This is a genomic window from Psychrobacter luti (assembly GCF_014192115.1).
GTDB classification, from domain to species: domain Bacteria; phylum Pseudomonadota; class Gammaproteobacteria; order Pseudomonadales; family Moraxellaceae; genus Psychrobacter; species Psychrobacter luti.
On the sequence record NZ_JACHXL010000002.1, the window covers coordinates 112,514 to 125,095 of the forward strand.

The window sequence follows — 12,582 nt, forward strand, 5'->3', positions numbered from 1 at the left end:
TTGACATTGATTGTTTAAAAATTAATCAATATAAATCACTTCTAACGGCGGGAAACCATTGAACTCAACCGATGAATACGAGTTGGTATACGCACCCGTAGTCAACCAAAAGATTTTATCGCCAATTTCTAGCTCTTCTGGCAACTGATAACCCGCTTCCTCATACATGATATCGGTTGAATCACAAGTTGGCCCTGCCAATACGACCGTGCCTTCGCTTGTTGAGGTTTCCATTTTAGGCGTGTAAACAGGATATTTGATGGCTTCACCCAAGGTCTCGATTAAGCCTTGGAATAAGCCCACATCGGTATATACCCAGCGCGTTAAATCTGTATCCGATTTACGCGATATAAGTACCACATCGCTGACCAATACACCCGATCCGCCAACCAATGAACGACCTGGCTCAAGAATAATCTCCGGCATTTCATCTTCATTATAGTCATCGGTCAGATAACGGGTAATCTCTTCAGCATAGACTTTGACCGGATTGACTTCACTGATATAGTTCGCTGGAAAGCCGCCGCCCAAATTGATCATTTGCAGTTTAATATCTTCTTCGTTCTTCATCCAGTCAAACATATATTTGACCTTGGCGAGCGCATCATCCCAAGCAGCTACGTCTTTTTGCTGGCTACCGACATGGAACGAGATTCCATAAGGTACTAAGCCTAAATCGCGCGCTTGTATCAACAGGTCAATTGCCATATTTGGATGGCAACCAAATTTGCGTGATAGTGGCCATTCAGCGGTTTCAGAGCCTTGTACTAAGATACGTACAAATATTCTTGAACCAGGCGCGTGCTTAGCGATATTTTTTAAATCCGCTTCTGAGTCAGTTGCATATAAATCAATACCTTTTTCAAAAGCATATTTGACATGCTGCGCTTTTTTAATGGTATTGCCATAAGAGATACGTGATGGTTCAACGCCGCAGTCGAGCACACGATCAAGCTCGTAGATTGACGCACAGTCAAAGTTTGAACCAAGCTCAGCAAGCAAGTTAATCACTTGTACCGCAGGACTTGCCTTCATTGCATAATGAATTTTCGCTTTCGGGAAAAAGCCGACCATTTCCGCATATTTGGTTTTGATACGGCTAAGGTCGACGACCAAAAACGGGGTTTCGCGACCTTCGGCAGCTTTGGTGAATTTCTGCCAGCCGGCAGGGTCAAAATATTGGTCAATTTTGATCATGGTCATGGTTGGAAACCTTTAATGAAGACACTAGATGTCAGAGAATAAAAACGTCAAAGAGTAAAAGCCAATATCAACGTCATAATCTTATGTTTTGTCATTATCAATGCATAATTACAATCATAATTTATTAACGATATTTCTTAATAATAACGAAATGACAATAAACAAGGCTTAAAAAATGGATGAATTAAGAGCTGGTAGTTTGCGGCTGTTTATCCGCGGTTTGTTCACCTTGTTTTTCGCGTATTTTTAGCACTTTACGGACTTTATCACGCGCACGAGTTTGTTTAAGACGCGATAAATAATCGACGAAGATGACCCCATTTAAATGGTCCATTTCATGTTGAATGCAAACCGCAAGTAAGCCTTCGACTTCCTCATCAATCTTATTACCATTCTCATCTAAGGCTTCGATACGCACTTTATTAGGGCGCTCAACCTTATCATAGACTTCAGGCACCGACAAACAACCCTCTTCGTACGGCTGCTTTTCTTCTACCAATGGCGTGACTTTAGGATTAATAAACACCCTTGAGCTGTCTTTATCTTCAGATAAATCCATCACGATAAGCTGAATATGGCGATCGACTTGGCTCGCTGCCAAACCAATACCTTGGGCATCATACATCGTCTCAATCATATCGGCGATTAAGGTTTTGATTTCAGCCGTAACTTCCTTGACAGGCTTGGCAATCGTGCGCAAGCGCGGGTCGGGATAACTTAAGATAGGGAGTAACGCCATAGGGCTCACCTCAATGATAAAGATAAAATAGGTCTGATATTATAAGATAAATGGGGACAAAAGTAATGCTTATCAATACACGACGCTTTATATCCTTATTTACTAACATAAGCAAAACTTATGATTAATAGTTAGGACAGAATGTAAAAAATAGAAATAAAACTCGCGCCATAAAAAAGGTCCTGCATAGAGCAAGACCTTTTATTTATTATTTCTTTATAATGTAGCTTATTGAGTTCTCAATTTAATCAATTGCTAAATAAGCTGACATCAAAACTGAAATAATATTCAATTATACATTGCGCTTGCTCATAATCATCTCATAAATAAACAGTAAGATAATCGCACCGATTACTGAGAAGATAAGACCAGTAAAGCCGCCATCAGCATTGATACCGATTAAGCCTGCAACAAAACCACCTAACATCGCCCCAACGATACCTAAAACGATGGTCATAATCCAGCCCATAGGGTCGCTACCTGGCTTGATAGCACGTGCCAACAAACCTGCGACCAGACCTACAATAATCATCCAAATAAAGCTCATTTTACTCTCCTAATATGTTGCCATTTATAATGTGTTACTTATTTATATTGCTTTCTTTTAATGAATTTATTGTAGTCATTTCTGAAACTAAAAAGTAAGCACAAAATGTTATCTGTGTATGGGCTATGTGAGGAAAAAGCCATATTTGCTATTAAGCAGATGAGATAGGTAAACGGTAGGTTACAAAGGTAGTAAAGTCGCTAACAGACTTAATAGTTAGTAGTGCTAATGTACAAAGTTTTAAGTGTGCGGCTTTGACTAAGAGAGCACAGCAACGTAGGTAAGCTAGGAAGATTTAAATCGTAGAATTGTTAGAGGTTAAGTAGGATTTTGATTGGAAATAATTAGATATAAAAAAAGCGCAGCTCGTTTAACGAATCACGCTTTTAAACATTGTTAATATGTTTGTTTTTTCGACAAGTTCTTATTGGTTGCGTAGAGCCGTTAGTAGACGCTGATGGATACCTTCAAAGCCACCGTTCGACATAATCACAATAGCATCACCCGCTTTGGCATGAGTGCTGATATGCTCGATAATCACCTCGACGCTAGAGATCACATGCTGGCTACCCATATTTGGATTGGTTATATTGGCATTTTCGATGACTTCTCTTAGGCCCCACTCAAGTCCCGTAGGTTCATACCATAACGTATAGTCGGCGAGGGCAGCGGACTCAGCCAAGCTGTCTTGATGGATGCCCATTTTCATAGTGTTGCTACGCGGCTCAATAATCGCCCAAATACGTCTGTCTGCCAGTTTCTTTTTGGCACCATCTAACGTGGTGGTAATGGCGGTCGGATGATGGGCAAAATCATCAAATATTAGGATGTCATTTACATCGCCAATCAGCTCCATACGGCGTTTGATACCAGCAAAGGCTGATAATGCAGCACACGCTGTTTTGACATCTACACCAACGTCATAAGCGGCGGCGATAGCAACCAAGGCATTATTGACGTTATGAATGCCGCTCATTGACCAATCAACGATTCCCGCGGCTCCTTTATCAGCTGCAAAACGGACGCTAAATTGACCACCATCGGCGCTGATAAGCTCAGCTTGCCAGTCGCTGCTATTTTTTAACATCTGCTCTTCTGTATTGATATTATCTGCCGCTGAATCCAGCACCGCAGTACGCCAGATAGGTGTCCAAACGCCTTTTGCTAAGGTGTCTTCTAAACTGATAGTCGCAGCAGGCATGATAATTTTGCCCGTGCTTGGAATCATGCGCACCATATGATGAAACTGGGTTTGGATAGCGTTTAGGTCAGCGAAAATATCGGCATGGTCAAATTCAAGATTGTTTAAAATCGCCGTACGCGGGCGATAATGGACGAACTTTGAGCGCTTATCAAAAAACGCTGAATCGTATTCATCGGCTTCGATAACAAAGTATCCCGTCTTTTCTGCTTCGTCATTGGTCTTGTCAGCACCCAAGTAGCTGCTATGGGCAAAGACGTGCTGTAAGTGCTTATCAGTGGTATCGACCAATGGCACGCCGCCAATCAAGAATCCTGCATCAATACCCGCATAATGTAATATCCATGCTAGCATGGTCGTTGTTGTGGTCTTACCATGCGTACCTGCCACCGCGATGACATGGCGCGATTGCAATACCTGCTCGGATAAAAACTGCGGTCCTGAGGTATAGCGCAGACCGCTATCTAGCATATATTCGATGACATCCATACCACGTTTCATAGCGTTGCCCACCACCACCAAATCAGGCGCTGGCTGCAAATGTTCCACCAGATAGCCTTCTGCAATCGTTACGCCCGCATTTTCAAGTTGTGTGGACATCGGCGGATAGACATTAGTGTCAGAGCCCGTGACCGTATGCCCGAGCGCGCGCGCCAATAATGCCAACGAGCCCATAAAAGTACCACAAATACCAAGAATATGAATATGCATAGACGTTCCGTACGAGCTTAAATGAGAGGGATAAAGGGTTTCGAGTTTTTCTAAAAGTGAGCGTATTCGTCACGGCTGGTTTTAGAGGGCACTCAAGCTAAGTATCATGCGTAATGGTTGTATTTTATATGATGCTATTTCGTATTGATATATGCCAGTGGTCTGCCAAATATTAGGATGGCAACCAAACAATAAATGATGTACTCATTGTAAAGTAAACACCAGAAGATGACCAATAAAAAACGCCTAGCAAGTAGGCGTTATGTGCTTATCCATTGGCGCGTTTATTTGCGCGCCAAGCTATAGTCATCATCAAGATTTTTATCTGCGTCTAACTTAATCAAAAGGTTGTCTTTGATACGATAGGTTTCAATATTTTTTCTCTCATAGACAATCGTAATCATATCGTCGTCTTGGCGATAGACGCCAGATTCTAGCAAAGGCGCGCGCGCTGGCTCTGCGTGATTAAAGATACTGGTTTTTAGCACAGAGCCATCTGAAAATAAATTTAAGGTAATGTCAATATTAGCGCAAGAGTCGCATGGTACGATGCCGCCATAATCACCCATTAAGGTTGCCTGTAGCGTACTCTCGTTATTTGATGCGGAAATCATCGGCACGCGACGAGTACTATCAGTCAAATTGGGCGCTGCAATGACTGGCTGACCTTCTTCGGTACCTGTCTCATTCACCACATTGTTAGCACTGCTCTTTTGAGACTCAACGTCTGGCATCTCAGCTTGCTGCGAGCCGTTAATCGGCGCACCTTGTGTCGTTTTATTATTGGTAGAAGAGGACGCACTGTCACAGCTTATCAGCAGCAGACAGACGGGTAACGCCAACAGCGGGCGCATACAGCGTCTGATAGCCGTCACAGCAGAGAAGGAAGTAGACCAAAAATTTATCATAGTATTACCAAAGAACAGTTTTTTAAATAGTATGGCCAAACGTTATCAATATGATATATGAACTAAAGCTTTGAGAGAAATCAAAGCAGATAAGAACAACAAGCTTAACGGCAATAAGTAAAACGCGCGACCCTGACTTCGTTAAATTATGTGATAACCGTAAATGAGCTAATCAATAACATCGCATATAAGCGTTAAAAACACTGTTTATATGCGATTAATGGGCTATAAAACCTATCGTTATTCCAATAGGGTAGATAAATCTTGTAGAGATATCAAAGCGTAAAAGTGACTAAGGCGGCTCTTTAACCCGCTTTTATCATAACAAGGACGAATAGAAATCTGTATCAGGTGCAGAATAAAATAAAAAAAAGTGTAAACATAAAAACCGTCAGCATGATTAAGTGTGACGGTTTTAGTTGGTTATTCATTAAAGCAAATAGCTAAAGTAAAATGGCTTATAAAAGCACGCTAGCGCGCAGGACGCACAATGCGCCACAATATCAGCACATGAGTTAATATTAGAATACTAAATAGTATCAAGGATTGCTCAGGGATGCTCAGCCCCATAAATGTCCAGTCGATAGAGGCACATTCACCAGAACCGGCAAACACTTCTTTTAGTACCTGCTGCATAGGTAGGGTATCGAGCCAATAATCTAAACCTGGGCCACATGACGGCACTTGGTCAGCAGGCAAGTGCTGTAGCCAGACATGACGCCCTGCTACTGTCGCTGCCCAGCCAATACCTGCCAAGCTACCCAGCCATAGTAGCAAGCGTACTGCCATTGATTTGGGATTAAATACCGCCGCGATTAGCGCAAAGCCGCCCATCACCATCAGGCCAATACGCTGAAAAATACATAGCGGACAAGGCGAAAACCCCATATAACGCTGCAAAAAAAATAGCGCAAAACTCATGCCTATTACGGTCATTATCACTAAAAACACTTGCAAATTACGGTAAGTGGTCAGCTGTCGCATGGGGCGAATACTCTTATAAAGTGCTTATTGATGAAGGGTTGAAATTCACAAAGAAATTAGCGATATTGCTGTAAGAAATCCATAAAATCTTCGGTTTCGGCTGCTTCAAGCTCAGCTTGCTGTAGGATAGACTTTTCGGCAAGCACTTCATATTTAGCTTGGGTATTTGGACTTAAAGTTTGCTGTAATAATGACTCACGATGCTGCTGCGCCAAGGTAAAGCCAAGCTGCCATAAGCTGCCCAAACGCTTACTGTCCGAGTTAACTTGCGCCGAGATTGTTGACTCAGAGTGTCCTGCTTTACCTTGCATCAATGCAACCGCCGCACGATAGTCGTTACCACCATAATGCGCATCAAGCAGTGCTGCCAATGGTTGCATACGACTTAAATGGGTAAGCATCCAGCTTTCAAGGGTTTGCTCAGCGCCGTTATTAATAATCTGTAAGTTCTCACGGCGACCTTCATTGACCACGCGCTCAAGATTCACAGCCAATGCTTCTTCCTCTGCAGGCAGCAGCTCTGGCGAATCACTCAGTAAGCAATATAATGCCATTACTTCTAGGAAGCAGGCACTAGATAAGCGAATACCAATATCGCTATACGGGTCGAGATCAATAGCGCGAAACTCAACGTAAGCAATCCCGCGACGCTCAAGCGCTTCAGTTGGGCTCTCGCCGCTTTCAGCGATTTGTTTTGGACGGATAGGGCTATAGTATTCATTTTCTATTTGTAGAATATGATCATTGATTTGAATCGGATTGCCATCGGCATCATTTAAGCCAAGTTTCTCGAAGCTTTCGTGCGGGGTTTGAATCGCGCGGCGCAGCCCTTTGATATACTCGGGTAAATTGTTATAACGAATATCGAGATGTTCTTGCACGCTGTTGGTATAACCAAGCTTGCCCATGCGCAGGCTGGTCGCAGTCGGCTTATAATAGGTCGAATCATTGAGCAGCTCAAGGTCGTGCTCAACCCCTGAAACAAAGCAAGGGCAAACACTGGGACTTGCGCCCAATAAATACAGCACCAAACTGGTCAGACGTTTAAAGTTACGAATCAGTCCCAAATACTTATCATTTCTAAATTCTGTGAGAGTCAGGTCTTGTGCGGCTGGCGTTTGCGCTTGCCACGCGGCAAATAAATCATCGCCAAACGATAGGTTATAATGTAAACCTGCAATCGTCTGCATACGGCGACCATAACGAATACCAAGTCCACTACGATATAGCGTCTTAAGCTTACCGGTATTAGAGCTACCATAATCGGCTAGTGGGATATCTTCATCATTGGATGACAGCATACACGGCATCGATAATGGCCACATCAGCTCACCTTCAGGCATACCTTGATAAACCAACAAATGCAGTTGGCGCAGCATGTTTAAGGTTTCTTTTGGTGAGGTCTTGGGGTCAGTGATAAGCTCAAGCAGGCTTTCTGAATAATCTGTGGTGATAAACGGATGGGTAAGTTTGGAGCCAAGCTTAGTCGGATGCGGCGTTTGCGCCAAATAACCATCAGGTTTAACACGCAGACCTTCTTTTTCGATACCGCGGAGCATACCCGCTAGGTGCTGACTGTCAAACCAGTTTGGAATTTCAAAATCGACAAAGCTGCTCGCAAAATTACTCATAATAGTCATCTGTTGTTATTAGTTATGTTCGGTCGAAACACAGGCGGTCCGACCGCAAAAAGGGGTTAGAGAATCAGGTCAGTTTAGCCCAAAGCCACCCTAAAAACCACGTGCAATTACAAATACAGTAAGCTTTTACTGCGTTCAATTCGGGCACTTTTGATGCAAAAACTGGCGATAAAATAGCCGTAAAAACCTAAAGTAAATAGGGCTACTTTTACTTCTCGGGCTTTATTTTCTGATAGCTTGTATGGTGCGTCATGACCGCTTTATCAATATCAAACCTTTTAATATTATCTATTAATAATAAAGCGGTAGGCTAAAAAGCACCTAACGATAAGATAGGTGCCTTAATAAAATGAGGAAACAACAAATGATTTAAAAAATAGCAGTTTAGATAGAAAATGATGAACCACAACCACAAGAAGTAGTGGCATTCGGGTTTGCTACCACAAAGCGCGCACCTTCTAAGCCTTCGGTATAGTCAACCGTAGAGCCTTGCAAATACTGATAGCTCAACGAATCGACGACTAAGGTCACATCACCATTATCGAAGTTGGCATCGTCTTCGCCCAAGTCGCTGTCAAATCTAAATCCGTAAGAGAAGCCAGAACAGCCGCCGCCGGTCACATAGACGCGTAGCATAAGCTCACTGTCACCTTCTTCTTCACGCAGACGACGTACTTTTTGTGCAGCACTGTCAGTTAAGCTCAAGGCAGTTGGGTCGACGGGCTGGCTGGAGCTTGGGTTAAATTGGTTGATTGATTCGTTCATATCTACCTCAGTTGCTAAAATCAAATGATATTATTTTTTATTGATGCGAGGTCGTCTATTTATACTGGATAGGGCGACTGATCCGTAGCGGCTGATAAGCATAGGCTACGGTAACATTTTGGGTTATGCATAGTTTGAGTCATGGCTTTAGACGCTCATATCAAGCTGTCATGGTGGCATGCCACTTAAGCGGATGGCCATACTATTATGGCTGTCACGACTTAACTGCATGATGTCAATAGTGTTTTACTAGTATAGCATAATTGGGCTAATGATTGATTTGTCAAGGGTAACAACAGCGTTTATGACTAAAAAAGTGATTTAAACTGCAAGGCTTTTAAATAGTCTACCCGTCATTATGATAGCAAGCGGTTTTTAGCAGTATAAAGGTTTGAATTTAAAATACTTATTTAATTGTTTGCCTATGCGGCAAGCGTTTGAAATAATAGCCGCCAGTAAACATGCCAGACGTGTGTTTTTTATTGCCTTAAGTTTTACATTATTGTTGAGATGAAGAAATTATATGATCGAATTTAAAGACGTTGGTGTTCGCCGTGATGGTCGTGAGTTGTTTGCAGGGGCAAGCTTCCAGCTACATCCGGGCCATAAAGTTGGCTTAACGGGCAATAACGGTACAGGCAAATCAACCTTGTTTGCCTTATTATTGACCCGCATGGGCACCGGTGATACCGAAGTGACGCTTGATAAAGGCGAAATCAGTATCCCTGATAGCTGGCATGTGGCGCACATGGCGCAAGAAGTTGGCGCGACCACACAGACGGCGATTGATTATGTCTTAAGTGGCGATGAGCAGTGGTATGAGATTAATGCAGCTTTAAATGATTTGAGCAGTGTCAGTGATGATCAGATTGGCGTATTACATCAGCAGTTTGATGAGATTGATGGTTATCGTACCCCGACCAAAGCCGCACAAATCATGGCGGGTCTTGGTTTTAATACTAGCCAGCATGAATTGCCAGTAGAAGGGTTTTCGGGTGGCTGGCGCATGCGTTTAAACCTTGCTAAGACCTTGATGAGCCGTGCAGACTTAATGCTACTTGATGAACCAACCAACCATTTGGATTTGGATGCCATTCTTTGGCTTGAGACGTGGATTAATGCCTTTACTGGTCTGGTCATAGTCATCTCGCATGATCAAACGTTCTTAGATAACACCGTTGGTCATATCTTGCACGTTGAGCAACAAAAAATCACCCTTTATACCGGTAACTATCAACAGTTTATTCGTACCCGTCATGAGCGTATGGCGCAGCAGCAGCAAGCGTTTGAGAAGCAAGAAGCGACCAAAGCACATTTGGATGACTTTATTCGTCGTTTCCGTGCAAAGGCTAGTAAGGCAAAACAAGCGCAGAGCCGTATCAAGCAGCTTGAGCGCATGGCAGAGTTGTCACCAATGATGGCGGACAACCCGTTCTCTTTCCGCTTTTATGACCCAGCGAATATGAGCTCTCCGTTAATTGAGCTGACCGATGCAGATATTGGCTATAGTGACACGCCGCTCCTTTATAATGCCAATGTGCAAGTGACTCCTGATACGCGTATTGGACTACTTGGGATGAATGGCGCGGGTAAATCAACCTTGATTAAAGCCTTAGTCGGTGAGCTTGGCGTATTAAAAGGCAGCTATAACGTTTCAGATACGCTAAAGCTTGGCTACTTTAACCAGCATCAAATGGATATTCTTGACCCCAAAGCCACTCCGATAGAAATGCTGCGTCGTTTAGCAGGTAAAACGTCTGATGCAATGCTACGGTCGTTTTTGGGTAGTTTTGATTTCCGTGGCGACCGTATCGATACCATAAGCGAGCTATTCTCCGGTGGTGAGCGCGCGCGTTTAACCTTGGCATTGATTGTTTGGCAACGTCCGAACGTGCTGGTACTCGATGAGCCAACCAACCATTTAGACCTACAAATGCGTCAAGCATTGACGATTGCTTTGCAAGGGTTTGAAGGGGCAGTAGTACTAGTCTCGCATGACCGCGAGTTGATTGCCAACGTCTGTGACGAGCTGTTTTTGGTCCATGATGGTCAAATAGATGAGTTTGACGGTGATATCAGCGATTACGGTAAATGGCTAGCTGAAAAGCGTAAGCAAGAAAATACGTCCGACAAAAGTAATGGTAAAAAAAAGAGCAAAAAGGACAATAAGAAGTTTGTTTCACGTGAAACAAACGATACTCAAGTAAAGAGTCAGGCGAACAATAAAGCTGCTACTGCCGCAGCAAAAGCTGCTCAGCCTACGCTTAGTAAAGAAGAGCAACGTAAATTGGCCGCCGAACAACGCAAACTTACCGCGCCTATTCGCCGTGAGATTGAAGAGATAGAAAAATCCTTGGCTAAGATTGCGGATAAATTGGCGAGTTTAGAGACCAAGCTTGCCGATACTGAGCTATATGAAGAAAGCCGTAAAGCTGATTTGTTAGTGTTACTTAATGAACAAGCCGCGCTACAACAGCAGCATAGCGATAATGAAGAGAAGTTGTTGCTAGCGATGACGACGCTAGAAGAAATGGAAGCGGCGGTTAAATAAACGGCGGTCAGTTGGCAAATCCTGACAGTTTCAATAGCAGTCTGAATGTTTCTTAAGTTATAAAACTATTGTCTTAGAGCCATTGAACATAAAAAAGGGAGAGCGTGAGCTCTCCCTTTTTTATTACATTATTCCATACGGTATTTACCATCACCATAAGATAGTATCTTCATGGTGGTGGTACAAAGTTCACAGTTTATTTGACCTGCAGCGGCTTTCGATAAATCCAAGATACGACCTCTAATAAAAGGTCCTCTATCAGTAATTTTTACGATCACGCTCTGCTTTGTCTTTTTGTTGGTCACTTGTACCTTCGTACCAAACGGCAGCGTCTTATGCGCGGCGGTGAGGGAATTCATATTGAAGATACTGCCACTTGCGGTACGTTTGCCGTGAAACTTACTACCATAGTAACTGGTGTTGCCGGCAAAAACAGTGGTACTGAGCAGCAGCGATAAAGTGATGACTAAAGACTTGATTAAATAAGACATTTAATACCTTTTTTCTATTGATGAGATAGACAGATACTCTTGCCTATGTTACCCATGCCCCTATCAGCTTGAATAATATGGGTATTTTACAATAGAGAGCTTACTTCGTTCTTACGGTTCTGTAAAAAACGCCCCAGTTCAAATATCTCATAATAGAGAAGTAGAAAACGTTTTTATAATCATTAGTGAGTCTTGCTACTATTCCTGTAGACCATGGTATATATGACCAATTCTGTGAAACCTCTTTATTAAGGTACGTGAATAGATAAAAACGGATAGTGCTAATAAAGTGATTTTCACATCAAAAAATTTAATCATAGAGCTTCAGTAAATTTAAAAATCAAGTATGCTTATTTGGTTAAGATTATCGGGAAGATGCGGTATATAAGGGCTAATGCCTTATATTTAATTATTTTAATATTTAAAAAAGTAAAATGAATTAATATTGAAAAAAATGTAATAAAACCTTGCTGTATTCTTACTAATTATGAAGAAATCGCAATATTCAGCGTTGTATGAGCATAATAGTTTTTTAGTTAGTTAATGAAATAGCCCTTATACCCAGGTTGGAATCAGTGCAGGCGCAAAGTTTAATAAGCTCATACTTAGCTATGCTATGGTAAATGTAACGGTTCATTACCAAGAGCGATATGCGGATAGACATACATATAAAGATATCAAGTTTGGTTTACGCGCTAAGCGTGATAAGCAAAGTACTGGTTTTTTTATGTTGCCCTAAACGAAAAGGCTGTGCTTCCATTGTTTATACTGAAATGACATTACGCCAACAGCTGTCAAAGAATAATAATGCCAGAATCATAGTGACACACGCTGACATAATG

At 42.4% G+C, this 12,582-nt stretch carries 10 protein-coding genes; 1 reads left to right on the forward strand and 9 read right to left on the reverse strand.

Annotated elements, in window-relative coordinates:
- Positions 1–21: 21 nt before the first annotated feature.
- The 8 genes from FHS24_RS04860 to erpA form a co-directional block, all read right to left on the reverse strand.
- The gene (locus FHS24_RS04860; RefSeq protein ID WP_183620048.1) at positions 22–1,197 is read right to left on the reverse strand and encodes a type III PLP-dependent enzyme; all 1,176 of its coding nucleotides are present in this window, start codon (positions 1,195–1,197) and stop codon (positions 22–24) included.
- Positions 1,198–1,387: 190 nt separating this feature from the next.
- Complete coding sequence (gene def, locus FHS24_RS04865; RefSeq protein WP_183619341.1) at positions 1,388–1,942, reverse strand: peptide deformylase; 555 nt, start codon at positions 1,940–1,942, stop codon at positions 1,388–1,390.
- A gap of 292 nt (positions 1,943–2,234) precedes the next feature.
- Positions 2,235–2,489: a GlsB/YeaQ/YmgE family stress response membrane protein gene (locus FHS24_RS04870; protein WP_183619343.1), complete on the reverse strand. Its 255-nt coding sequence runs from the start codon at positions 2,487–2,489 to the stop codon at positions 2,235–2,237.
- 424 nt (positions 2,490–2,913) lie between these two features.
- Positions 2,914–4,401, reverse strand: coding sequence for a UDP-N-acetylmuramate:L-alanyl-gamma-D-glutamyl-meso-diaminopimelate ligase (mpl, locus tag FHS24_RS04875; protein ID WP_183619345.1), 1,488 nt, complete (start codon positions 4,399–4,401; stop codon positions 2,914–2,916).
- Positions 4,402–4,685: 284 nt separating this feature from the next.
- The gene (locus FHS24_RS04880; RefSeq protein WP_183619347.1) at positions 4,686–5,309 is read right to left on the reverse strand and encodes a copper resistance protein NlpE N-terminal domain-containing protein; all 624 of its coding nucleotides are present in this window, start codon (positions 5,307–5,309) and stop codon (positions 4,686–4,688) included.
- 471 nt (positions 5,310–5,780) lie between these two features.
- The gene (locus FHS24_RS04885) at positions 5,781–6,293 is read right to left on the reverse strand and encodes a disulfide bond formation protein B (RefSeq protein WP_183619349.1); all 513 of its coding nucleotides are present in this window, start codon (positions 6,291–6,293) and stop codon (positions 5,781–5,783) included.
- A gap of 56 nt (positions 6,294–6,349) precedes the next feature.
- The gene (gshA, locus tag FHS24_RS04890; RefSeq protein ID WP_406947767.1) at positions 6,350–7,933 is read right to left on the reverse strand and encodes a glutamate--cysteine ligase; all 1,584 of its coding nucleotides are present in this window, start codon (positions 7,931–7,933) and stop codon (positions 6,350–6,352) included.
- A gap of 384 nt (positions 7,934–8,317) precedes the next feature.
- Positions 8,318–8,698, reverse strand: coding sequence for an iron-sulfur cluster insertion protein ErpA (erpA, locus tag FHS24_RS04895; protein ID WP_183619353.1), 381 nt, complete (start codon positions 8,696–8,698; stop codon positions 8,318–8,320).
- A 523-nt stretch (positions 8,699–9,221) separates the two neighbouring features.
- On the opposite strand from erpA, the gene FHS24_RS04900 reads away from it, so the two are divergent.
- Complete coding sequence (locus tag FHS24_RS04900) at positions 9,222–11,249, forward strand: ATP-binding cassette domain-containing protein (RefSeq protein WP_183619357.1); 2,028 nt, start codon at positions 9,222–9,224, stop codon at positions 11,247–11,249.
- 128 nt (positions 11,250–11,377) lie between these two features.
- Here FHS24_RS04900 and FHS24_RS04905 read toward each other — a convergent pair whose 3' ends face one another.
- Positions 11,378–11,740, reverse strand: coding sequence for a septal ring lytic transglycosylase RlpA family protein (locus tag FHS24_RS04905; RefSeq protein WP_183619358.1), 363 nt, complete (start codon positions 11,738–11,740; stop codon positions 11,378–11,380).
- Positions 11,741–12,582 lie beyond the last annotated feature (842 nt).

Coding starts and splice junctions, on each gene's coding strand:
- mpl (WP_183619345.1), bottom strand. CDS start 4,401: ATGCATATTCATATTCTTGGTATTTGTGGTACTTTTATGGGCTCGTTG.
- gshA (WP_406947767.1), bottom strand. CDS start 7,933: ATGACTATTATGAGTAATTTTGCGAGCAGCTTTGTCGATTTTGAAATT.
- FHS24_RS04870 (WP_183619343.1), bottom strand. CDS start 2,489: ATGAGCTTTATTTGGATGATTATTGTAGGTCTGGTCGCAGGTTTGTTG.
- FHS24_RS04880 (WP_183619347.1), bottom strand. CDS start 5,309: ATGATAAATTTTTGGTCTACTTCCTTCTCTGCTGTGACGGCTATCAGA.
- FHS24_RS04905 (WP_183619358.1), bottom strand. CDS start 11,740: ATGTCTTATTTAATCAAGTCTTTAGTCATCACTTTATCGCTGCTGCTC.
- def (WP_183619341.1), bottom strand. CDS start 1,942: ATGGCGTTACTCCCTATCTTAAGTTATCCCGACCCGCGCTTGCGCACG.
- erpA (WP_183619353.1), bottom strand. CDS start 8,698: ATGAACGAATCAATCAACCAATTTAACCCAAGCTCCAGCCAGCCCGTC.
- FHS24_RS04885 (WP_183619349.1), bottom strand. CDS start 6,293: ATGCGACAGCTGACCACTTACCGTAATTTGCAAGTGTTTTTAGTGATA.
- FHS24_RS04860 (WP_183620048.1), bottom strand. CDS start 1,197: ATGATCAAAATTGACCAATATTTTGACCCTGCCGGCTGGCAGAAATTC.
- FHS24_RS04900 (WP_183619357.1), top strand. CDS start 9,222: ATGATCGAATTTAAAGACGTTGGTGTTCGCCGTGATGGTCGTGAGTTG.